General features: G+C 50.6%; 21 protein-coding genes. 8 read left to right on the top strand and 13 right to left on the bottom strand.

The window, feature by feature from the left end:
- A complete protein-coding gene (locus VGN67_RS20075; protein WP_327488689.1) occupies positions 1-1,173 on the top strand; it encodes a hypothetical protein in 1,173 nt (390 codons plus the stop codon).
- Here VGN67_RS20075 and VGN67_RS20070 read toward each other — a convergent pair.
- Together VGN67_RS20070 and VGN67_RS20065 are read right to left on the bottom strand one after the other, a co-directional pair.
- Positions 1,163-3,169, bottom strand: a complete 2,007-nt coding sequence (locus VGN67_RS20070) for an LTA synthase family protein (protein WP_327488688.1) — start codon at positions 3,167-3,169, stop codon at positions 1,163-1,165. The genes VGN67_RS20075 and VGN67_RS20070 overlap by 11 nt on opposite strands.
- Before the next feature lie 370 nt (positions 3,170-3,539).
- Entirely contained in the window at positions 3,540-3,914 is a 375-nt protein-coding gene (locus VGN67_RS20065) for a response regulator transcription factor (RefSeq protein WP_327488686.1), read from the bottom strand.
- Between the two features lie 352 nt (positions 3,915-4,266).
- Here VGN67_RS20065 and VGN67_RS20060 point away from each other — a divergent pair, with 352 nt between their 5' ends.
- Complete coding sequence (locus tag VGN67_RS20060; RefSeq protein WP_327488684.1) at positions 4,267-4,647, top strand: DUF423 domain-containing protein; 381 nt, start codon at positions 4,267-4,269, stop codon at positions 4,645-4,647.
- On the opposite strand, the gene VGN67_RS20055 is transcribed toward VGN67_RS20060, so the two are convergent.
- The 7 genes from VGN67_RS20055 to VGN67_RS20025 form a co-directional block, all read right to left on the bottom strand.
- Complete coding sequence (locus VGN67_RS20055) at positions 4,644-5,666, bottom strand: hypothetical protein (RefSeq protein ID WP_327488683.1); 1,023 nt, start codon at positions 5,664-5,666, stop codon at positions 4,644-4,646. The genes VGN67_RS20060 and VGN67_RS20055 overlap by 4 nt on opposite strands.
- 2 nt (positions 5,667-5,668) lie before the next feature.
- Complete coding sequence (gene rodA / locus VGN67_RS20050) at positions 5,669-6,952, bottom strand: rod shape-determining protein RodA (protein WP_327488682.1); 1,284 nt, start codon at positions 6,950-6,952, stop codon at positions 5,669-5,671.
- A 75-nt stretch (positions 6,953-7,027) separates the two neighbouring features.
- Complete coding sequence (locus VGN67_RS20045) at positions 7,028-8,977, bottom strand: penicillin-binding transpeptidase domain-containing protein (protein WP_327488681.1); 1,950 nt, start codon at positions 8,975-8,977, stop codon at positions 7,028-7,030.
- A gap of 142 nt (positions 8,978-9,119) precedes the next feature.
- Complete coding sequence (locus VGN67_RS20040) at positions 9,120-10,130, bottom strand: SMP-30/gluconolactonase/LRE family protein (RefSeq protein WP_327488858.1); 1,011 nt, start codon at positions 10,128-10,130, stop codon at positions 9,120-9,122.
- A gap of 123 nt (positions 10,131-10,253) precedes the next feature.
- Positions 10,254-11,108 (bottom strand): universal stress protein, encoded by an 855-nt coding sequence (locus VGN67_RS20035; RefSeq protein ID WP_327488680.1) that lies wholly within the window; start codon positions 11,106-11,108, stop codon positions 10,254-10,256.
- Positions 11,109-11,230: 122 nt separating this feature from the next.
- Positions 11,231-12,709 carry an alpha-amylase family glycosyl hydrolase gene (locus VGN67_RS20030; protein ID WP_327488679.1) on the bottom strand — a complete coding sequence of 493 codons (1,479 nt, stop codon included), beginning with the start codon at positions 12,707-12,709 and terminating at the stop codon, positions 11,231-11,233.
- A 51-nt stretch (positions 12,710-12,760) separates the two neighbouring features.
- Positions 12,761-13,336, bottom strand: coding sequence for a Maf family protein (locus VGN67_RS20025; RefSeq protein ID WP_327488678.1), 576 nt, complete (start codon positions 13,334-13,336; stop codon positions 12,761-12,763).
- Positions 13,337-13,505: 169 nt separating this feature from the next.
- Between VGN67_RS20025 and VGN67_RS20020 the strand changes: the two genes are divergently transcribed.
- Together VGN67_RS20020 and VGN67_RS20015 are read left to right on the top strand one after the other, a co-directional pair.
- The gene (locus tag VGN67_RS20020; RefSeq protein ID WP_327488677.1) at positions 13,506-13,961 is read left to right on the top strand and encodes a MarR family transcriptional regulator; all 456 of its coding nucleotides are present in this window, start codon (positions 13,506-13,508) and stop codon (positions 13,959-13,961) included.
- A gap of 50 nt (positions 13,962-14,011) precedes the next feature.
- On the top strand, positions 14,012-14,632 hold the full coding sequence (locus VGN67_RS20015; RefSeq protein ID WP_327488676.1) for a YceI family protein: 621 nt from the start codon (positions 14,012-14,014) through the stop codon (positions 14,630-14,632).
- A gap of 88 nt (positions 14,633-14,720) precedes the next feature.
- Here the strand turns inward: VGN67_RS20015 and VGN67_RS20010 are convergent, their stop codons facing one another.
- Positions 14,721-15,161, bottom strand: coding sequence for a type I restriction enzyme HsdR N-terminal domain-containing protein (locus VGN67_RS20010; protein WP_327488675.1), 441 nt, complete (start codon positions 15,159-15,161; stop codon positions 14,721-14,723).
- An 88-nt stretch (positions 15,162-15,249) separates the two neighbouring features.
- Here VGN67_RS20010 and VGN67_RS20005 point away from each other — a divergent pair, with 88 nt between their 5' ends.
- The gene (locus VGN67_RS20005) at positions 15,250-16,020 is read left to right on the top strand and encodes an AMP nucleosidase (RefSeq protein WP_327488674.1); all 771 of its coding nucleotides are present in this window, start codon (positions 15,250-15,252) and stop codon (positions 16,018-16,020) included.
- Positions 16,021-16,024: 4 nt separating this feature from the next.
- Here the strand turns inward: VGN67_RS20005 and VGN67_RS20000 are convergent, their stop codons facing one another.
- Entirely contained in the window at positions 16,025-17,437 is a 1,413-nt protein-coding gene (locus tag VGN67_RS20000; protein ID WP_327488673.1) for a glycoside hydrolase family 140 protein, read from the bottom strand.
- Positions 17,438-17,636: 199 nt separating this feature from the next.
- Here VGN67_RS20000 and VGN67_RS19995 point away from each other — a divergent pair, with 199 nt between their 5' ends.
- Together VGN67_RS19995 and VGN67_RS19990 are read left to right on the top strand one after the other, a co-directional pair.
- Positions 17,637-19,082: a CCA tRNA nucleotidyltransferase gene (locus VGN67_RS19995; RefSeq protein ID WP_327488672.1), complete on the top strand. Its 1,446-nt coding sequence runs from the start codon at positions 17,637-17,639 to the stop codon at positions 19,080-19,082.
- Between the two features lie 77 nt (positions 19,083-19,159).
- Positions 19,160-19,363: a hypothetical protein gene (locus tag VGN67_RS19990; RefSeq protein ID WP_327488670.1), complete on the top strand. Its 204-nt coding sequence runs from the start codon at positions 19,160-19,162 to the stop codon at positions 19,361-19,363.
- Here the strand turns inward: VGN67_RS19990 and VGN67_RS19985 are convergent.
- Positions 19,360-20,640: a DUF2851 family protein gene (locus VGN67_RS19985; RefSeq protein WP_327488669.1), complete on the bottom strand. Its 1,281-nt coding sequence runs from the start codon at positions 20,638-20,640 to the stop codon at positions 19,360-19,362. The genes VGN67_RS19990 and VGN67_RS19985 overlap by 4 nt on opposite strands.
- A 17-nt stretch (positions 20,641-20,657) precedes the next feature.
- On the bottom strand, positions 20,658-21,179 hold the full coding sequence (locus tag VGN67_RS19980) for a hypothetical protein (protein ID WP_327488667.1): 522 nt from the start codon (positions 21,177-21,179) through the stop codon (positions 20,658-20,660).
- 216 nt (positions 21,180-21,395) lie between these two features.
- Between VGN67_RS19980 and mtgA the strand changes: the two genes are divergently transcribed.
- Positions 21,396-22,079 (top strand): monofunctional biosynthetic peptidoglycan transglycosylase, encoded by a 684-nt coding sequence (gene mtgA, locus VGN67_RS19975; protein ID WP_327488666.1) that lies wholly within the window; start codon positions 21,396-21,398, stop codon positions 22,077-22,079.
- Positions 22,080-22,090: the final 11 nt, after the last annotated feature.

The raw sequence follows: 22,090 nt of genomic DNA, 5'->3' as shown, positions 1-22,090 counted from the left end.
ATGAAGAAAATCTCTACCGTCAGACTAGTATTTTACCTCCTGCTTTCATTACCCATCTGGCTGTGGTTGGCGTGGTTTTTTACACCGAAACGCAAGCTGGTGGCCGCTATTGTGGACAAAACCGTACTTACTTCGGATGCCCAGGAACATAGTTCACTCACCTGGATTTTGCGCCACCACCGCTACTCCAAAACCAAATCGAAACTTTATTCCATCGGCGACTATTTCGGTTTTTTTCCGCAGGATAAACAGCTGTACAAGATAAAAGGGCTCGAACGGTTCTCGAATGAGCAACTGGAGCAGCTCAGTCAGGATAGTGACCTTACCTACTACACCGATACCTACGGTATTTATAAGCAGGAATGGTTCGAGGGCAAGAATCAGTCGGAACGGTCGGGTATACTGTATGGTGGTATGAGCGAGCAGGATGTTTTTTTTCTCAGGACTATGAAAAAGAACAAGAAGCTGATTATGCTGGAGTTTAACGCCATCAATTCCCCCACCTCCACCACAATACGAAATCGTTTTGAGCTGGAATTCGGGATGCACTGGACGGGCTGGATCGGCCGGTACTTCACTTCCCTGGACTCTACCAACACCGAACTACCCCGCTGGCTGGTCCGGAACTACGTGAAGCAGCAGGGGCGCTGGAGTTTTAAAAAGTCAGGAATTGCTTTTGTCAAAGACACCGATCAGATTGTAGTGCTGGAGAGCGGAACCCACCTCACCGAAGAAATACCGGAGCTGGTCGCCAGCCAGTTAGGGCGTGAGTACTACGGCTTACCCGCCCGCTCCCCCTATTCGTACTGGTTTGATATTCTGTTATTCAATCCCCGGCTCAATCAGTCGGTAGCGGACTACGAAATCAAGCCCAATAGTAAGGGCAAAAGTGAGTTGACCCGCTACGGTATTCCTACCCGTTTTCCGGCTATTCTCAGGCACAAAGGGGCCGACTACGAGTTTTACTACTTCGCCGGTGACTACAGCGACAATCCCGTCAAGTTGTATTCGGCTTCCTTCAAATGGATTGACAAGGTAGTACCTCTGTTTATGCATTCTGCGACTCTTTCTGACCGGAACGAGTTCTTCTGGAAGGTATACCAGCCCATGATGGCCCGGATTCTGGACGACTACCACCAGCAGGTAGCTACCCGGACCCCCACTACGGACTAAACTTCACCAGAGCCGAGTCAGGTACCAGGCGGCTACCGCCGATAATCCGGTTGTTCTTCTGCTTGAACAATTCAAATGAATTCTGAAGACTGCTTTTCCTGGATTGCTCATTGACCGGATTCAGGTCCATATTAGCCGAAATATCGTATAACTCGTTCCGGCTGAGCATGTAGTTGCCCATGATGTAGTCCACCATTTCGGCTTTGGTCATCATAATGGGGTAGGAGTGTATGTTCCTGAACTGGCGAATGGTATCAATACCGGTTCCCAGCCAGCTGGTTACGGCCGGCCGCTGCACCGGGTAGTTATTGGCCAGATAAGAAACCAGGGTCGGCGTAATATCAAAGTGCGTGGAAATAGAGCGGAAATAGGCCTTGCGGCTCAGTAAGGGCGAGTAAACAATCAACGGTACATGGTAGCGGTCGATCTTGGTCGTCATCGGTATTTCTGGCATACGATGGTCGCCGGTAATCAGAAAAATAGTGTTGGCAAAGTCGGGGCGCTTCTGGTAGGTCTGGAAAAAATCACGGATGGCTTCGTCCGAAAATAAAACCGTCGAGAGCATCTGTTTGTACGGTCGGGTTTTGTTTTTCTGATCCTCCGAGAAGGCCAGTTCGGTCATTCTTTGCTCCACCCTCGACATATATACCGCCTGATTATTCAACAGAAACGGGTTGTGCATGGATACGGTCAGGATTACATGGAGCTTGGCTGAACTATCGGGCGTGGCATTTATCCGGAAAAAGTGATTGAAAAGCTCCCGGTCGTCGTAGCCCCAGCTGAAACCGTTGTTCTCGGGAATTTTCGGAATGCCGCTTCCAAACGACGATTCATCGTAAATCTGGCCAATACCTCCTTTCCGGAGGTAGGTACTCATGAGGTCAAAGCTGCTGTTGCCTCCGTAGTAGAAAGAGGTACTGTAGCCATTTTTCTTCAGAATATTCATCAACGTAAAATGCCCCGGCATTTTCTCGCCCAGTTCATTAAAGCCTGATTTGCCGAAGGGGGCCGACCCCAGAATGGAAGGAAGTACCGCAAAGGTACGTCCGCCTTCACTCAGGAAATTGGCCCAAACCAGACTTTTGGTGGAAAGCGAATCCAGGAAAGGCGTAAAGCTGCCCAGGTAAGGGTCTTCGCCCGTAAAGGCCCGGCCCAGCCCCTCTACGATCAGGAGTACAATGTTGGGCCGCTTGTCGGATTTCCTGAAAAAAGGACCCAGCACATCGGGCGTTTCTTCCTTGTGCAGGAAAGGAAACTCATTGGCCCCGATGTAGGACACCGTCATGATTTTATCATCGCCCGAGCTGATGGTTTCACCCAGCCCCAGGTACATGTCTGAATATATATCAATACCGTCGCTCTTACTGTCCGCCATGAAGTAGGTATAGGAGGCATCAGAAAAGTAAAGCGACTTGTTGTAGGACAGGTAGTTGACATACTCGTTGCCAAACTGCGGCGGAGGTACCAGCTTGTCAACGCCCGACGCGGTAAAGGTTACTGAGACCAGCAGCAAGGCAAGTACCGCCCAGCGGTTGGCGGGAATATATGAAGTAAGGTACCTGAATAACGCCCACACCAGCGCGCCCACCACCAGGAAGCCCAGTATGCCAACTACCGAAACCGCTCCGGCGGCCCCGGCTGTCTGGACAATATCATCCATGGAATAAATGAATAAATCGGAACCGAGCGGTGCCAGTGCCGTCAGGAAGTACTTCATCAGGCCCAGCTGCATGGCTACCAGCACCAAGGCTACCCCGATAAATACCGAGCGCGCCACTTTAAGGGAAATCAGGGAGAATAGCCCATGCAGGATAAAAAGGACGGTGGTGCTTTTCAGGAAAAAGAACAAACTACTTAGCACCGCCCTGCCCAGCACCAAAAAAAACGGATCAGGTAAACCGAACAGAGAGGTACTGTACCCGATTTCGAGGAAAGTCAATAGTAACAGAATGATAGCCCACAGGCTGACTAGTCTCCCAAAGTGTACTAAAGCCACGGGAGAAAATGGAAATCTTAACTTTTCAAGATTCATGAAGGTGCACAGATTCGGGTAAAGTAGGTACGGGTACTTTTCGGAAAGGGCCAGTTGGCAACCTTAAAAGTAGGAGTGGTACGGGCTGGCTACCCCGGACCAAGCCAGCGGTAGTTGCTCAAATATACAAAACAGAATGTATTCGTGAATAGAAAAATGGTACGCAGGACTGGTTATTCCTCAAGTAGACAGGCAGACGCAGTTCTTCCGGATGGTACGTGGAAATTCAGGGGATAATTAAAAAGGTACTTGCGTGACACAAAGTACGTGTTCACCCCCGGCGGAGGAGTTATTTTGGCCTTTTCAGAGGAAGACAGTGTAATGAACGGACCAATCAGTAAGCTCTTAACTGGGGAATCAGGAGCTTTTTAATGCGCATGCATAACTCGTTGGGACTGAATGGTTTGGTGATAAAATCATCGGCTCCCAACTCGAAAGCTTCCAGGATCGTTTTTTCGGAACCAACCCGGCTCAGGACTATGATTGGTATCTTGGATAAAAACTTGTTTCTGACGGTACTTACGATTTCCAGCCCGTTAAAAAAGGGAATCATAATATCCGTGATGATCAAATCGGGGACGGAGTTGCTGATTTTTTCGAGTGCATCTTTACCGTCCGTAGATGTGGTAATGTTATAGCCTTCTTTTTTTAACCTGAATTCAATTGCTTTCAGCAACAATTCATTGTCTTCAACTACTAAAATATCCATGTGTGTATAGTTTTTTGCAAAGCGATCGTAAATTTTTGGTAAACATAACGGGTACAATTACCTAAGTTCACGTAAAAATACGCATATTCATCTACAACTTGCAACTACTACCTTAACAATAACCGCAACTAATTTAATAATTTTTTAATAGCAAGCCAACATACAAATTTTATTGACCGCCCACCCGTACTGATTGAGGCAAAATACGCAGGAATAGCGGCCACAAAAGCTGCAAAAAAATAGTACCAGAGCGAAAGGTATTTTAGGTAATAAGGGAGAACTTTTTTGTTCATGAAGTTGAAAGCAGGGGCTGAGCGAGTACCTTTGCAAAAATGACCAAACCTGAAAAAAGATGAAGTTGATGATACAGGCAGGGGCCCTTCTGGGTGCTTTGGCGGTAGCGCTGGGAGCTTTCGGCGCGCACGCGCTAAGGGCTTCGCTGGAAGCAGCAGGCCGCGCCGATACCTTCGAAACAGCCGTGAAGTACCAGTTTTACCACGCCATCATGCTGGTCGTAATTGGTCTGCTGATGCAGCGGGCGGGCGACGAAGCGGTCCGTTGGCTGGGCTGGTCGGGCTATGCTTTTATGGGGGGAGTCCTTATCTTCTCGGGTTCTTTGTATACCATCTGCTTTACCGGAATCACCAAATTCGGAGCCGTTGCGCCCATTGGTGGGTTGTTGCTGATAGTGGGCTGGATATTACTGTTACTTGCTGCCGGTAAGCTGGCTTAGTGACTGGAGACCAGCTCCAGGCTTTTGCGGACCAATTGTCCCATGGTTCGGCACTCCAGAAAGGCCTGATGGCGGTAGTGACGGGCCAGTTCGTGACGCAGTTGGGCTATGTATTCCGGACTCGACAGCTGATCATTTTCCATTACATCCAGTATGTCATTCGCACGGGACTTTTCAATCCGCATACGGGTGGCAATCTGGGAGCGTTCCTCCATCTGGTACTGGCGCACGCTTTCGGAAGTCATGTACTTTATTCCCAGCTCAATAATGGGGTTATTTTGCCGGAAGTACTGGGGCATGTACACTGATTTCTTTCCCTCGTACGACTGCTGGTCAAAATCTATGGCCCGCAGCCGGTAGTATACTTCTTCAAAATCGGGGGTAATGTCTACAATAAAGTTGCTGGAGTGCATGTCGCCCAGCAGCCGCACAAAGCAGCGCTCGTTAAATTTCACAAACTCCTTGCACAACCGGATGTGGTTCAGGTTGGGGTCGGTCAGGTAAGTTTTCATGAATACATCGCCGGGAATCCCGACTATATGCTCCTCCACCAGCGAGTTGCCACTGGTCAGGTAACTGACCTGATTGGGCGAAAAAATATCTTCCAGTTCCAGCCCGTATACCCGCGAGGCATCGGCGTGCTTGATATAGAAGTAATCAAAGTTGTCGTTAATCTGATTTACAATCCGGACCCGAAACGGGCGCGTGTTACCGTAGGTACACAGGTCTACCCGATCCACCGAAAGGTGATTCAGAATAGACAGATCCCCGTCGACTTTCAGGTGGGCGTAAATCGTCTTTAGGGCATAAAAGATATCTTGTGTATCGCTGGATTCGTAAAAGACCGACAGCCACAGCGTGTCATTGCCCCGGGGGTCGTACAGCGAAATGGCGTTGGAATACCGGTGCAGGTCAGAGTAATGGATACTGAGGGGTACTTCCCGCTGGTACTTGGTGAGGTACTCCCGCAGCTCGGTACTGATGAGGTATGGTATCTTTTTCCTGCTGATAAGAGCCATGATCAGGTACGCGAGAGGGTGTAGGGGCGCTGCGAGTCAATTTTCAGGAAAATAAAAAGAAGGATTGAAAACGACCACAACGAAGACCCCCCGTAGCTGAAAAAGGGCAGCGGAATACCAATTACGGGCATGAGGCCGATGGTCATGCCGATGTTGACCATGAAGTGGAAAAACATGATACCCGCTACGCAGTAGCCATAAACCCGCGCAAAGCGCGTTCGCTGCCGCTCGGCCAGTACAATTAGCCGACCAATGAGCCCGACGAAAAGAACCACCACAATGGACGCGCCGATAAAGCCGTGTTCTTCGCCCACGGTACAAAAAATAAAGTCGGTACTTTGCTCGGGCACAAAGTCAAATTTGGTTTGGGTACCTTCCAGAAACCCTTTCCCCATGAGGCGCCCGGACCCGATGGCAATTTTGGATTGAATCACGTTCCAGCCGGCGCCGCGCGGGTCGGAGTCGGGGTCCACAAGTACCATAATCCGGCTGCGCTGGTGTTTTTGCAGCACGTTATTTATAAAGAAATCTACCCCAACTACCACCCCGGTCATAAAAACCGCCACCACCAGCGTAGCCAGCAAGCCACCCTGCCGTCGGGTAGTTTTGGGCATAAACCAGATAATAAGTCCCGCCAGCGTAATAATTCCGGCTACGATAAACCAGTTGGAAACCAGCAGGGTCATCACCACCAGAACGGCCATGATAATACCAACGGCGGGGATAATACCGGGCAGGCCCTCGCGGTAAAGCATAATGACAAAAGCCGCAAATACCAGCATGGAACCCGTTTCGTTCGAAAGCAGGATGAGGAGTGACGGCAGTCCGATAAAGCCCGCAATGGGCAAGTACTCTTTCCACGACCGGGTCAGGCTCACGGTCGGGTCGCTGAGGTACTTGGCCAGCGCCAGACTGGTACCTAATTTGGCAAATTCGGCGGGCTGAATAGAAAAGGCACCTATTTTGATCCAGGAATGGGAACCGTTGATATCGGATCCAATGAAAAGTACCGCTATCAGCAACAGGATCACAAGCCCGTAAATGATGTAGGCGAATGTCTCATAAAACTTATGGTCAATAACCAGGATAGCTGTAATCAGGAGCGTGGTAGTACCTAACCACATAAGCTGCTTACCGGCGTTATGGGCCATGTCAAAGATACTGGTAGGTACCTCCGGACTGTAAACGGCCGCGTAGATATTGAACCATCCCATCATTACACACAGGATGTAAATCAGGACGGCGATCCAATCGAGATTTTGAGTAATTTGTTGATTACGAGCCATTTTCTAGCCGACAGTTTGAGGGGGTACGGTACTTAAATGTGTTTTCTGGGTCAAGGTTTCCGGTAGGCGGGACACTTAGTTTCCGGACGATACTACCGCCATTCTGGACTTGTCTACTCCTTCCTTTTTGGTAGTGGCAATGGGGGCCGAGGCTGGTTCCTTCTTCTTGCTGGTGTCCTTTTTGGCCGGTGCTTTGGGAGCGCTGCCTGGTAATACCACATTAGGCATATAATCCCGCGTGAGGACGTAGTTTTCGAGTACCTTATTCTTGGTCTTGCGTTTGAGGTACCTTTCGATAATCAGGTTGGCAATGGGAGCGGCCGCCACCCCTCCAAAGCCCGCGTTCTCGATAAACACAGCAATGGCGATTTTGGGGTCGTGCGCCGGGGCAAAAGCAATAAATATGGAGTGATCCTTTCCTTTTTTGTTTTGCGAAGTACCGGTTTTGCCCGCGATCTGAATACTGTCAATCCGGGCCAGGCCCATTACGGTACCCCCTTCCACCGCGCCAATCATTCCCGGAATAATGGTTTCGAAATGTTTGGCATCTATACCCGTTTCGTGGCGCACTTTGAATTCCGGAAGCGGATTGTCCTTTTGACCAATACCACTTACCACGTGAGGGGTATAGTAGTAACCACGGTTGGCGATAATTGCGGCTACGTTGGCCATTTTGAGGGGCGTAATAAGAATCTCTCCCTCGCCGATACTTAACGAGTAAATATTGGAGAACTTCCAGCGGCTTTCTCCGTAGATTTTATCATAGTACTTCTGGTCGGGCAGGTTTCCTTTGTATTCACTGGGCAGGTCTATTCCCAGTCGTTCACCTATTCCAAACTTACTTACCCGGGCATTCCAGTCACTGACTCCCTTGGCCGAGGCGGCAAAAGTATTGGTGATAGAATTGTTATAAATGAGTCGCTTAAAGACGTGGTAGAAATACGGGTTACACGAGTACCTCACGCCGGTAGCTACATCGGAAGTAGCGGGGTGCCCGTGGCACTTAACCGGCGACCCGGCGTGCCCGAAACCGGTACCGGGCGTTATAACTCCTTCCTGCAGGGCCACCAGCGCCTGAATCAGTTTAAACGTAGAGCCCGGCCGGTAGCTGGCCATAACGGGCCGGTTAAACAGCGGCTTGTAAGGATTAATGGCCAGTACCGAATAGTTTTTGGAGAAATGGCGGGTAGCCAGTATACTGGGGTCATAGGTTGGGGCCGAAACCATGGTGATAATCTGCCCCGTCTTGGGCTCAATCGCTACTACACTACCTACCTTATTTTTCATGAGGCTGTCGGCGTAGTGCTGTACCATCAGGTCAATGCCCGTGAAGAGGTTTTGACCGGCAATGGCACTGGTGTCAAGTTCTCCGTCTTTCCAGGAGCCTTTGGCCACACCACTTACGTTTTGCATCACAAACTTTATCCCGCGTTTGCCGCGCAGCTGCTCTTCGTAGTACTTTTCAATCCCGCTCTGGCCCACGTAATCGCCCTGATGGTAGTATTCACCTTCCTGCTTTTCAATCTGGCCTTTGGTAATTTCACTGACGTAGCCAACCGTATTGGCCAGAACAGGAGCGGAATAATTGCGGAGGGAGCTTTTTACAAATTCAAAACCAGGATAATCCACCATAATATCCTGAATCCGGGCCAGGTCTTCCTTGGATAGCTGGCGGAGGAACAGGGAGGGCTTATTTCGTGAGTAGGTACGGGCGGCCAGCATCAGGCTGTCAAAGTCTGAACGCTCAATCCCCAGAAGATTACAGAGCGTAAGGGTATCCTGCACCTTAGCTTTGTAAGGCGTGACCATCAGATCGTAGACGGGTGTGTTATAGACAATAAGCTTGCCGTAGCGGTCATAGATCTGGCCACGGAAAGGTACTTCTATAACCCTTTTGATGGAGTTACTGGACGATTCAATCGAATAACTTTCATCCAAGACCTGCAGGTGAAACAGCCTGAACAGATAGGCAATTCCTACAAAAATGAAAAATCCAATAATGACAAAGCGACGATTTTCAAGCATCCCAATCAACACAATTTTGCTGTTCTCACCAAGAACGCCACGAAGTTCGTGATATTGAAAGATTTATCAAAAGGTAATAAATAATTTAGTTTCTGGCACGTAATTGTCATAAAAATAGCTACTTAGATGCAATTTTCATACCTTAAAAACCCGCTCCCCGCGTATTTGTTCTAATCCGGCATAAATAGCCGTCGGCGGTTATGTACAAGGTACTTCCATCATTGCCCCAGGCGCAGTTAGCGGTAGCCTGTTTGGTATCAATCCGGCCCAGCAGTTTACCGTCGGGAGAAATGATAAGTACGCCACCCGGTCCCGTGGCCCACAGGTTTCCGTCCTTGTCCAGCTTAAAACCATCGGGCAGGCCGGGAAGTCCCTGCTTTACCATGGGAGTTGCATCGTATAACAACCGGCCTTTGCCCACGGTTCCATCGGCCAGTACCAGATAAGCCATCCAGATAGCCCGCTCCGGGTCCGACTGCGCCACGTACAGGGTTTTGCCGTCGGGCGAAAAAGCCAGGCCGTTGGGTCGGGTCAGGTCACTGACCAGCAGGGTTACCGTGCCATCGGGCGTTACCCGGTATACCCCGTAGTGCGGGAGTTCTTTGGTGGGGTCGTCCTGTCGTTTGGGTAAACCGTAGGGAGGGTCAGTGAAGTAGTAGCTATCCTGCGTGGGATGCTGTACTACGTCATTGGGGCTATGGAATCGTTTGCCCTGGTAGCGATCGGCCAGGGTCCATTTTCCGCCGCCGGTCAGCGGCATGGCCGACACCCGGCGGTCGCCGTGCTCGCAGGCAATTAGCCGTCCCTGGCGGTCGAGCGTAAGACCATTGCTGCCGGGTTCTTCACTGTAGGTACCCCGGCCGGTATAACCCGAAGGCTTAAGAAACTCGGAAAGCCCGTCCTGCTCGCTCCATTTAAAAATAATATTCTGGGGTACATCCGAGAAGAGCAGGTAGTTGCCATTTTTTATCCAGATGGGTCCTTCGGACCAGACAAAGCCCGAGGCCAGTACTTCAATGGGGGTGCCCTTCGGGAGTAGTTTTTCCAGGCCGGCATCCTGATAAACAACCTGCCCGATGCTGGGGTATACAGCCTGGGCTGTGGCCGGTTGGGAAGTACTAAGGGTGGTAAGCGTAATAGCCGCGGTAGCCATAAGGGGAAATAGAGAGGTTTTCATTGGGGGAGAGCGTAGCGCAAAGGGTCAGAATGAGTTTTTGATATAAAGCACAGGCCCCCAAACTCTCTACTGAAACCCGGAGCGACCGGTACTGTTAACTTATCGAATGGGAATGGTAAGTACCGGTATTTCGGAGTGGTTAACAGTATCTTCGGTCATACTCCCCAGCAGCAGGTGGGAAAGGCCGCGTCGCTGGTGGGTTCCCATGGCAATAATATCCGCCTGTTGTTCTTTGGCAAACCGCAGTATCTCCACCCCTTCGTCCAGGTCCAGCGCTCCTTTCAGGTGGAAAGTGGTATTTAGCAATTGGCTGTCCGATATCAATTCCCTAAAGCGTTGCTGAATGGCCTCCTCGCTGCCCAGCCCCGCCGGGTCATTAATGTAGAGTACTTGTACCTGAATACCGGTACCTAAAGTCTTCTGGATAGCCGCCATCCGACGGAACACTACCTTCTGGTTATCTTTTAGGGTACTAGGAAAAACCACGGAAGTTATTTTTCCGGTTTTGGCTTCCTGCGGTACCGCCAGTACCGGACAGCAGGCCCGGCGAATTACCTTTTCGGTGTTTGACCCAATGAGCAGTTCCTCCAGCCCGCTGGCACCCCGGGTACCCATCACAATCAAATCTATATTGTATTGTTCGGCGTAGTTTTCAATAATCGGTACCAGCGAGCCTTTGTAAAATTCCGCTCGAATTTTTAACGGGACAAAAGCTGGATTCTCCATTAACTCCCGCCTGAGCTCAACCATGTAGTCCCTGGCGTTCTGGGTCAGTCCGCCGCGGCTGTTTTGGTCAAATGTGACAAACTCCTGAATGGGCGAGGTATTTGTTACATTATCCCCTACATTAAGAAGTACCAGTTCCGCGTTAGCCTGCACCGCCAACCCGGCCGCTATTTCCAGCGCTTTCTGGGAGTTGGTCGAAAAATCGGTAGGAACAAGAATAGCCTGCATGGTACTTAGAACCTGTTGATACCCTGAATTTACGAAAAAAATAGTTAGCCGCCAGCGGAAAAATCCACAATTTGAACTCAAAGCTCCCCTAGGTACTAACGGAAAGTACCCGCTCAAATCCCTTAAACCAGGATTACACTGCCATAAGGAGCCAGTTGAATGGTATCTTTTTGCAGGCCCACCGAAGCATCCGTGGAAAACAAAACGTTCCGGTAGTTTTGCATAGTACCCGCTAGATGAACGGTTTGGGCCATGCCCCGCAGGTTGTGAATGATCAGCACCGGACGTTCCGAATGCGTGCGGTAGTAAGCCAGCAGGCTATCGTTTGGGAGACGGGCTTCGGCCAGATTTGGCTGCTGTACCTGCGCCAGGGCTGGTTCGGCTTTACGCAACCGGATGAGCTGCCGGTAATGATTAAACAGAGAGGTAGGGTCCGGCTGCTGCCGGGACAAAGGCCGGACGGTACCACGACGGGAGTACCTGGGCCTGATCCAGAGCGCCCGCTGGGGGTCGTGCCGGTCCTCGGTCCAGATGAATGGCTCCCGGATTCGCTCGTCGGGTTTCTTGCCCAGCATACCTATTTCTTCTCCGTAGTAGAGGTAGGGCTGTCCGGGCAGCGTAAGGAGCAACGCGGCGGCCAGCTTCATCCGGGCCACATCTCCCTCTACTACGCTGCCAATCCGGTTCTGGTCGTGGTTGGTGAGCATGGTAGCGTCAATAAAGGCCGGATTGCTGGAACGAAATACGGAATAATCGTCCCGGAGTTTGCTGACCAGGTTTTTGTGGGTACCTTCCAGCAATATTTGCTGTAAAGCGTAGCTCAGGTCAAAATGGAAGTTGGCCTTGAGTCCTTTGAAATAAGGAGCTACTTCGTGGGCGTCGGCCCAAACTTCTCCCACGGTATAAGTACCTGGTTTAATTATTTCCACCTGCTTTCCGAATTCCTCCCAAAAAACCGGATTGCGGTCTTTTTCCCAGTAGGGGTAAATGTGCCGGGCCGCATCGAGCCGGAATCCATCTACGCCCACCTCATTGAGCCAGAAGTCCACAATCTTATAAACTTCCTCCCGGAGCAGGGGCGAGTCATAATTCAAATCCGGCATGCTGTGCGTAAACATACCGTAGTACTTTTCCGGTGCTCCGGCCACCTCGTGCCACGGATTAGCTTCCCAGGAGTCGGCCGTCAGCTGGCGGCGTCCGATGCCCCTTTTTTCAATTTGCTGCTGGGTCATCCACCAGTAAAACGAGCGGTAGGGAGTAGCAGTACCCGTGCTGGCCGCCCGAAACCAGGGGTGCCGCGTACTGGTATGGTTAACGACCAGGTCCAGATACAGGTGAATGTTGCGCCGGTGGGCTTCGGACAGCAACCGCCGGAAGTCTTCCAAAGTACCGTACTCCGGCTCCACGGCATAGTAGTCCGTTATATCGTACTTGTGGTAAGAAGGGGAGGGGTGAATGGGTGTTAGCCAGATGGCTTCAATCCCCAGGTCCTGCAGGTAGTCCAGTTTGGAGGTAATACCGTTCAGATCTCCGATTCCGTCGCCATTGGAATCGCAGAAGGAGCGGACAAAAATTTCGTAACAGACTCGGGGTAAAGACATAAAAAGTCCGGTTTTTACTAACTAAAAAACGGGTACCTGCTTAGCCTCTTTTTACCGGACATAGCTCTTGAGTAGCTGATAAACCTTGTGTACCGGCAAGCCCATAATGGTATAGTAAGAGCCTTCAATCCGTTCAATTCCTACCATCCCGATCCATTCCTGTATACCATAGGCGCCCGCTTTATCAAAAGGGCGGTACTGCTGAATGTAGTAGTCAATTTCCATCTGGACCAGCTCACGGAAGGTTACATGAGCCACATCACTAACCACCTGGCTACCCTCGCCACTCAGGAGGCAAAGCCCCGTAATAACCTGGTGGGTCCGGCCCGACAGCATCCGGAGCATCGTACCGGCTTCCGCCGCGTCCGCGGGTTTGTTCAGGATGGTACTGTCTACTACCACAATGGTATCGGCACAAAGTACCAGCTCTTCGCCCAGGTCCCGGCTGAACTGTTCGGCTTTGTGACGGGCCAGGTACTCAGCTACTTCGGCTGGCGGCATATCCAGGGGGAAATCTTCCTCCGTAGATCTTACTTCCACCCTAAACTCAAAACCAGCTTCCTTCATAAGTTGTTGCCGCCGGGGCGAATTAGAAGCCAGAATTAGTGGCCGCCTGAGTGTAAGCATAGCTATGATCTTGAAAAAACGACTAGGGTAGAATTATAAATTAGTAGTAGTAACAGCTATCTACTGTACAACTATTTTTGTAACTTGTTTTGAGGAACTAAAATAAGTACAATCAATGTTTGTACATTAAATGTTAATACATTAAATTTGCATCATCCTGAAAGAAGCTATGTCCATCGAAACTGATATAAAGCAGAAAAAATTCCGGACGCCCTACCACCGGCTTACCGTGAATTTGATCTATACGAGCAACTGGCTGATGTATCAGCAACTGGAAGTGATGCGGGAGTATGGCATTACGCCTCAACAGTACAATGTACTGCGTATTCTGAAAGGGCAGCATCCTAATCCGATTAAGATGAACGCCATCGCCGAGCGGATGCTCGACAAAACCTCCAATGCTTCCCGGTTGGTTGACAAACTATTGGCTAAAGACCTGCTCATTCGCAATTCCTGTCCCTCGGACCGCCGGGCGGTTGACGTTATTATTACCGAAAAAGGGTTGTCATTACTGGAACAACTCGACCCGGTAATACTTGAGATGGAGAAAAACCTCCATACCCTGTCTCCGGAAGAGGCCGATCAGCTGAGTAATTTGCTTGACCGACTGCGTAAAACCGAATAAAAAGCTTTTAATAAATTTCCAATTTTCAACCAACCAAATCAAGTAAACCAATGAAAGTGTTCAAGCAATTTGCCAGTGTTATGGCCGCAGTAATGTTGATTTCCTCAGTAGCAGTAGCCGAAGACGGTACCAAAGCCAAGGCCGTTAGCTACAAAGTAGATCCCGCCAAGAGTGAGATTAAGTGGAACGGTAAGAAAGTGACCGGTGAGCATTACGGAAAAATAGCTCTGAAAGAAGGTAGCTTTACCCTGGATGGCAACAAACTGGTAGGTGGCAAGTTCGTGGCTGATATGACTACCATTACAGACGAGGACCTGACTGACCAAAACTACAACGGTAAACTGGTAGGTCACCTGAAGTCGGAAGATTTCTTCTCGGTTGAAAAGCACCCCACCGCTACCTTTGTCGTAACCAATGCTACGGCTACCAGCGCCAACAAGTACGATGTAACGGGTAACCTGACGATCAAAGGCATAACCAAGCCCGTAACTTTCCCCGTAACGGTAACCCCTACTGCCAACGGTGCGCAGGTAGCCGGTACTATCACGGTTGACCGCTCCAAGTACGACATGAAGTTCCGTTCCAAGTCATTCTTTGACGCGGCTACCCTGGGTGATAACCTCATCTACGATGATTTCACACTGGATGTGAAACTGGTAGCTGCCAGGTAATCAGTTCAAATTTTTATTGGAGTAAGAAAGTCCGTGTGGTTAATGGCCGCACGGACTTTTGCATTCTACAAGGTTAATCCAGACTTACTTAGCGGCCAAAGCGGGGGAAGTCGTCGTGGTAAATAATTTGCTCGTCCTGCACCGAAAAACAGTAGTGAGCCATGCCGTTGGTGACGGCCAGGTAGGTAGGGCGAAGCGTAAAGTTGTAACGGCCAATCTGGGCAAAGGTAGCCGCCGACACCGGTACGTGGGGAGCCTTACACTCAACGAGCAGGTAGGGGGTACCTTCGGTACTCAGGATTAAAATATCCGTTCGTTTGGACAGTTTGTTGTAGCGCAGGCCGGTTTCGACGGCAAAGAGGGATTTGGGATAGCCGTAGTGGTTAATGAGCAGGTGAATAAAGTGCTGACGTACCCACTCTTCGGGCGTAAGTACCACGAATTTCTTCCGGATATGGTCATAAATGTACGGTTTCCCGTCCATGTCCTTAACTTTGTAGGCAAAAGGAGGAAGATTCAGCGGTTCCATTGCCGAAAGTAAACAGCAGTTTTCATAACGCCAAATATGCATTTCTTTCCTCCGGACATCAATTTATTTATAAACAGGTACAACAACTATGACCACCAAAGAACAGATCGTCCAGAACTGGCTGCCCCGCTATACCGGTACTCCCGTAGAAGAATTCGGTCAGTATATTCTGCTTACCAACTTCATCAACTACGTAACCATGTTTGCCGAGAAGTTTGGGGTAGAGGTAAAAGGGTACGGACGCGCCATGCAAACAGCCACGGCCAATAATATTACCATCATCAATTTTGGAATGGGTAGTCCCATGGCGGCTACGGTTATGGACCTGCTTTCGGCCCTTGAACCCAAGGCGGTACTTTTTCTGGGCAAATGCGGAGGTTTGAAAAAAACGCAGGTTGGTGACCTGGTACTTCCAATCGCGGCCATCCGGGGCGAAGGTACCTCCGACGACTACATGCCCTCCGAAATTCCCGCCCTGCCATCTTTCCGTTTGCAGCGCACAGTGTCATCCAGCATAGCCAAGCACGAAATGGACTACTGGACCGGTACGGTATACACCACCAACCGCCGGATTTGGGAGCACGATGAAGATTTCAAAGAGTACCTGCGCGATATACGGGCCCTGGCTATTGACATGGAAACGGCAACCATATTCATCGTAGGCTTTGCTAACTCTATTCCGCACGGTGCCCTGCTGCTCGTGTCGGACAACCCCATGGTACCCGAAGGTGTAAAAACCGAAGAAAGCGACAAAAAGGTAACGTCCAATTTTGTGCAAAAGCACCTGGAAATAGGTATTGATGCCCTCACCGAACTGGCCGAATCGGGGGCGTCGGTAAAGCACCTGCGCTTCGAGTAGTACCTTATTTTTTAAGCCCGTACCCGGCCCAGGTTTTGGAAGCGTCGTCCAGCACGAGTACCCAGTCAGAACCGGGGCCGGCTACATAGGGTTTAAACTCCACTACGCCCTTGTTCTCTACTTCGCCAATGCGGATGGACCTGCCGTCGCGCGGATTGAACCAGTAGGCCAGCAGCCGGGGGGCGGCGGCCAGTCGGGCCAGGTCTATTTGTAGGGGCCGACCGTAGGGCGAGTAAGCCAGCAAAAAATCGGAATCTTCGGAAATACCGGCCACCTGGTACCCGCCATCCTCGGGATTTTTGTTCTGGATCAGGCTTTGATCGGGCATCAGCCGCCACCACGGATGCGACTCCATCAGGCGTCGCAGGTAGCCCATCTGGTAGGCACCCGGCAGGTCCAGCGCGCGTTTCCAATGGGTACGGGCCCAGGAAACGGGTGGATTACGGTCCGGGTCAAAAAACTGCCAGATGTCGTGACATCCATAAACATGTCCGGCTCCACCCGAAAGTACCGCCCACCAGGCCGCCTGCCGGGCATCAAAGTCATCAAAGTACCCCAGCTCCGGCTTCCAGTTTATGGGGTGGTCTTCGTAGCGAGGTTCTCCGTCCAGGGTAGGTTTTACGGGGAACAGGTTGTAATTCTGCCGCATCATCACGTAGTTCTTCTTATCGCGGGTGGCGTGCCCGGACTGGTACATATTCAGATTGAGCCAGGCATCCTGATGGAAAAAACCCGCCGAATTGGAGTCGCCCGTGGGGTGGTACGTTTGCAGACGCGAACCACCGTCCCCGGCCCTGATACCTTCCGCCATGGCCCGTATTATTTTGTAGTGCGTTTCTGTTTCGGGACTGCGGTCGCCGCCCAGGATCCAGATTACGTTTTTATTGCGGTAGCGCCGACCAAGGTACTCGCCGTAGATACGCGCGTTTTCAGAAGTAAATATTTCCGGGCCTACCCCCCATTTTTTGTTAAACTTATCCCCCCAGGTGGGCAGTAAGCCAATAAACAGGTTGTACTGCGCCGCTTTGTCTACCACGTAGTCAACGTGTTTGAAGTAGGCTTCGTTGGGCTGGGCAGGGTCGTTGTTGACCAGGGGGAGCTGCCCGTACTGGTTGGGCTGGGTCAGGCCGTCAAACTCGGCCAGCGCCACGGCGTGAATCACATTGAAACCTTTGTCGGCCCGGTTTTTCAGGTATAGATCTGCTTCTTCCCGGTTGAGACGGTGAAACAATTCCCAGGCGGTATCGCCCAGCCAGAAAAACACCCGGTCGGCGCCCTGGGAAATAAACCGTTTGTCCTTTATGACGTAAAGTTTTTGCCACGAAGGCTGCGTGGTAGTAGTTCGGGTTTGGGCCCGGGAGGCCGGGGCTGTTAATCCTAAAACGACCCAGAAAAGTGTAATTGCAAAATACCTCACGAAATCCAATAAATAATAATGTAGTAGCTAAGTAAGGAAAATCCTGCATTTAATTCAAATGAAAGTACCGGATAGGGCTGAGCTACTTGACTGAAAAGGTGGAAAGAGGTAGGCTTAAAAGTCCATAAAAAGGGCTGACGGGATGGCCTGATTATTTTGCTGATTCCCAACAGTAGGGTTTAATTACTACCTTTGTCCCATGAATTTTAGAGAAAAATTAGCTGCGTATCCCATTTTTGAAACGGTAGCCAGGGCGGCCCGGGAACTGGGCGTTGATGCCTACGTGATAGGAGGTTTTGTGCGGGACCTGCTCCTGAAGCGGACCGGCAAGGATATCGATATAGTATGCGTAGGCAGTGGTATTGATCTGGCCGAGCGGGTGGCCGCGTTGCTCGGTGCAGGAGTACATGTTAGTGTTTTCAGGAATTTTGGTACGGCCCAAATCCGGCTTGACGACCTGGAAGTAGAGTTTGTAGGCGCCCGCCGGGAATCCTACCGTTCCGATTCCCGTAAACCGGTGGTGGAAGATGGTACCCTCGAGGACGACCAGAAACGCCGCGACTTTACCATCAATGCCATGGGTATCAGCCTGAACGGTGCCAGCTACGGCGATCTCATTGACCCCTTTGAAGGAATGCGTGACCTGCGCATGAAAATAGTCCGGACGCCACTGGAACCGGGCATTACTTTCTCCGACGACCCCCTGCGCATGATGCGCGCCATCCGGTTTGCTTCCCAACTCAACTTTGACATTGAACCCGATACCTTCGACGCAATTATACAGATGAAGGACCGGATCACTATTGTGTCCGGCGAGCGGATCATTGACGAGCTGAACAAGATAGTCCTGTCACCCACCCCGTCCTACGGCTTTAAGCTCCTGTACCACGCGGGCCTTTTGCAGATCATGTTTCCGGAACTGGTAGAGTTGCAGGGGGTGGAGCATATCGAGGGCAAAGGACACAAGGATAATTTTTACCATACGCTGCAGGTACTTGATAACCTGTCAGAAAACTCGCAGGACCTGTGGCTGCGGTGGGCGGCGCTGCTGCACGACATAGCCAAGCCCGCTACCAAGCGATTCGACAAAAAAGCCGGGTGGACTTTCCATAACCACGAAGAGGTAGGGGCCCGGATGGTACCGGCTATTTTTCGTCGGCTGAAACTACCCTTGAACGAAAAAATGCGCTTTGTCAAGAAAATGGTTCGGCTGCACCTGCGTCCCATTGTACTTTCCAAGGAAGCTATTACCGATTCGGCCATGCGGCGACTCCTGTTCGAAGCCGGGGAAGACCTGGAAGCCCTGATGCTGCTGTGCCGGGCCGATATTACTTCCAAAAATCCCGAGCGGGTAAAGCGGTACTTAAAAAATTTCGATATTGTGCAGGAGCGGCTGCACGACCTGGAAGAACGGGATAAGCTACGTAGCTTTCAGCCGGTCATTACGGGAGAAATGATAATGCAAACCTTCGGTATAAAGCCGTCACGGGAAGTAGGCATCATTAAAGAAGCCATCCGGGAGGCTATTCTGGAAGGTATTATCCCCAATGAAATGGAAAAAGCCTATCCGTTTATGGTTGAGGAAGGAAGAAAGCTGGGACTGGCGGAAAAAGAAAATAAGGTTGGAGTAGAAGGGGGCGACTAGTTTGCCTGCTCAGTACCATACAGATTAAATGTACCAACAATAAGCCAAGTTCTAACTACTATAATTACCTGCTATCAATGGACAATACTCGCTTTAAACGCTTTTTCGGAGCACTTCTTACTATTCTGGGTATTATTGTTATCTTATTTGCCTGCGTGGCCTTCCTTTCCGACAACGAACCGGTGCTGGGTCTTTTTGTTACCAAATGGGAGTCCATAGTACCTTTTCTGGTCGGGACTGTTTTTCTTTTATCCGGAATAAGCCTGGTAAGCAACAGCTAAGCGGACCGTAGCAGCGCTAAACCCACTGTACATTCCAGGCAGCGTTTGGCCGAACAGTAATGGTTGTACCACTCAATCAGGGCCTGCGAATCGGCGGACGTCTTTACCCGCATCCCCAGTTCTTCCCATTGGCGGGTCAGGTGGTTGTTTTCGGCTGGTAGCTGTTCCAGCCACGCCAGGGCCTTGTCGAGCAGGGCTGGCTGGTCGCGTTGTCGGGCATAGGCAGTCAGGAGAGGGACAGCCACGTTAATAATCAGCAGATCGGCCGCATCGGCACCCAGGGCGGGTACCTTGCCTTTGGCCACTTTACCAAAGTGGTAATGCTCCCTCCAGTAGTCAGACTGCGTTACCCGGAACATTTTTCGCAGGATAGCCACGTCCGGAGCCGAGCAAAGTGCCGCAAACAGACCCGACTGTTGCTGAATTAATACTGCCAGCTGAGCCAGCCGTACCGTTGGGAAGCCCGCTGGCCGCAACCGCATAAATTTCCATTCGTGGAGCCCCGGACCTTTTCCTTTCAGCCGGTACTTGGCAGCCAGAAATTTATACTCCTGTTTCAGGATCAGTACGTAATCGTTAGTGGTGGTTTCAGGGAGTAAGCCAGCCGTTCCAAAAAGCAGGGCTTCTATTTGCAGACTATTGTCACGGTGTTTCTGGAGTGTTTTTAAAGGGAGTTGTTGCGCCAGCCTGAGAAAAGGAGGTGCGTTGAGTTTAAAACCAAAGTGCTGCGCCAACCACTGGTAGGTGGTTTCTTCCCAGTCTCTCCCGTTCATTTCCCAAAGACTAAGTACCAGATCCGCTTTTTTATCGAGCCGTTCCAGCAGTACCCGGTCCAGCATGGAAAGCTTCCGGATAGCCGCTACCTCCCCGAACTGGGGAGCGCAGGGAATGGGGTCAGTTTGGTTCATCAGCTGCTCGTACCGCTCCCGTACCGGCCCCGCCACGCGGCCTTTCAGGCTGAGGGTAGGCAGCAGGGTACCATCGTCGCGGCGTACGGGTCGGTCGTCTTCCCATACTACGTGCAGTACCACGCTCTCGTAAGCGGCGTCCTGCGCGTGCCGGTGCTGCTGCCAGTCCGACGAATAGACGTGCATTTCCACGCAGCCCGCCCATTCTACTTCGTCAATTACCACCCGGGCATTGGTGAAGTCAGGCCCCGCATTGGTATTATGCTGCCCCGGCTGAAGTATACGTACCAATTCGCCCGACTCGCTGCGCAGGTCCGAAGCTTCAAAGTACTGGTAACGCCACACAAAACTCAGGAAGTCCTCGTTCATACTTAGCTGTTTTAGAGCTACTTTTTTACCTCTACTTTAAGGGCTCCGTATACTACGGTGGGGTACCCTTTCAGGCCTGCTGAATGCATGGGTACATATTCGATGGCTCTTATCCTGGTAGTATCCGAGTCTGAAAGAGATTGATAGTCAGTAGGAGTAAGTAATTTGTTATTGATGATCAGGGGTAAGTGTACATCCCAGTGGCTAAAAGGAACCACCATGTTGGTTCTGGCCCATCTGAAAACATATTCGTAAAACCCGGAAGGCTTTGAGTGGTAAAAAGTATATGATTTACTGAAATCTTTTACCCCCAGTTCTTTCAGTTCCTGAGCGTCCTTTACTTTCTGCATCCTTACTATGGTCAGTTTGTCCAGTAGGGGGCTGTTTTTATCCATCAGAAGTCCATCCAGAATTACATAATCCGTCACGAGTTCCACAGATTCATTGGAAAAGGTATGTTTGGGAAGCCCCTGCGCAGCACTCCGTACCGAAAGAGTAATGATAAGTAGAAAACTAAAAGTCAACAAATGAGTATTCATAAAGATAGTGATTTATTGGAATAGAATATTTTCCCAAATCCAGGCCAGGTACTTATGGATAAGTCGTCTCGTCCTGCCAGTTACCCTTTTATTGTCAAGTCGCTTACAGGGTAAACTATTTTTTAGGCTAAAGCGCCCTGGCATCGTGTACTTTGTACTTACTCTTTGCGACATTTGCGCTTAAGATTTACAATCAGATATTGACTTCAGGTACCTATGCGTCTCTTTTTTGCTATAGTTTTCAAGATTGTCCTGTACTTCCTGATCCTCTCGGTCATTTGGGTCGTGGTGCTGAAGGTAGTGCCGGTATGGGTGACGCCACTGATGCTGGTGCGTAAAGGAGAAGCGTCAGCAGAAGGAGAAAGTACCAAACTATACCACGACTGGGTGTCTTATGAAAATATCTCTAAGGAAGCAGCGCTGGCCGTGGTATCTTCCGAAGACCAGGAATTTCCCAATCACTGGGGATTTGATTTTGAACAAATTCAGGATGCCATGTCCGAAAAGCGGAAGCGGCCGCGGGGAGCCAGTACTATATCGCAGCAGGTGGCCAAGAACGTGTTTTTGTGGAATGGCCGAAGCTATATCCGGAAGGCGCTGGAGGCTTATTTTACGGTCCTGATCGAGCTGATATGGGGTAAGGAGCGTATTCTGGAAGTATACCTCAATGTAGCCGAAACGGGCAAAATGACTTTTGGAGTGGAAGCCGCCGCGCAGCGTTTTTATGGTAAGCCGGCCAAAAACCTGACCCGCCACGAAGCGGCCCGCATTGCCGCGGTACTCCCCAACCCGATCCGGTATTCCATCAAAAACCCCTCTTCCTACGTGCAGGGGCGCACCAGTAAAATTGCCCGGCAGATGCGGGCGCTGGGTGGCCAGAAGTACATCGCGGATCTTTAATCTTATTTTCC

It is taken from the genome of Telluribacter sp. (assembly GCF_035998675.1).
In the GTDB taxonomy this organism is placed as follows: domain Bacteria; phylum Bacteroidota; class Bacteroidia; order Cytophagales; family Spirosomataceae; genus Telluribacter.
This window is presented reverse-complemented; position numbering and strand designations above follow the sequence as displayed.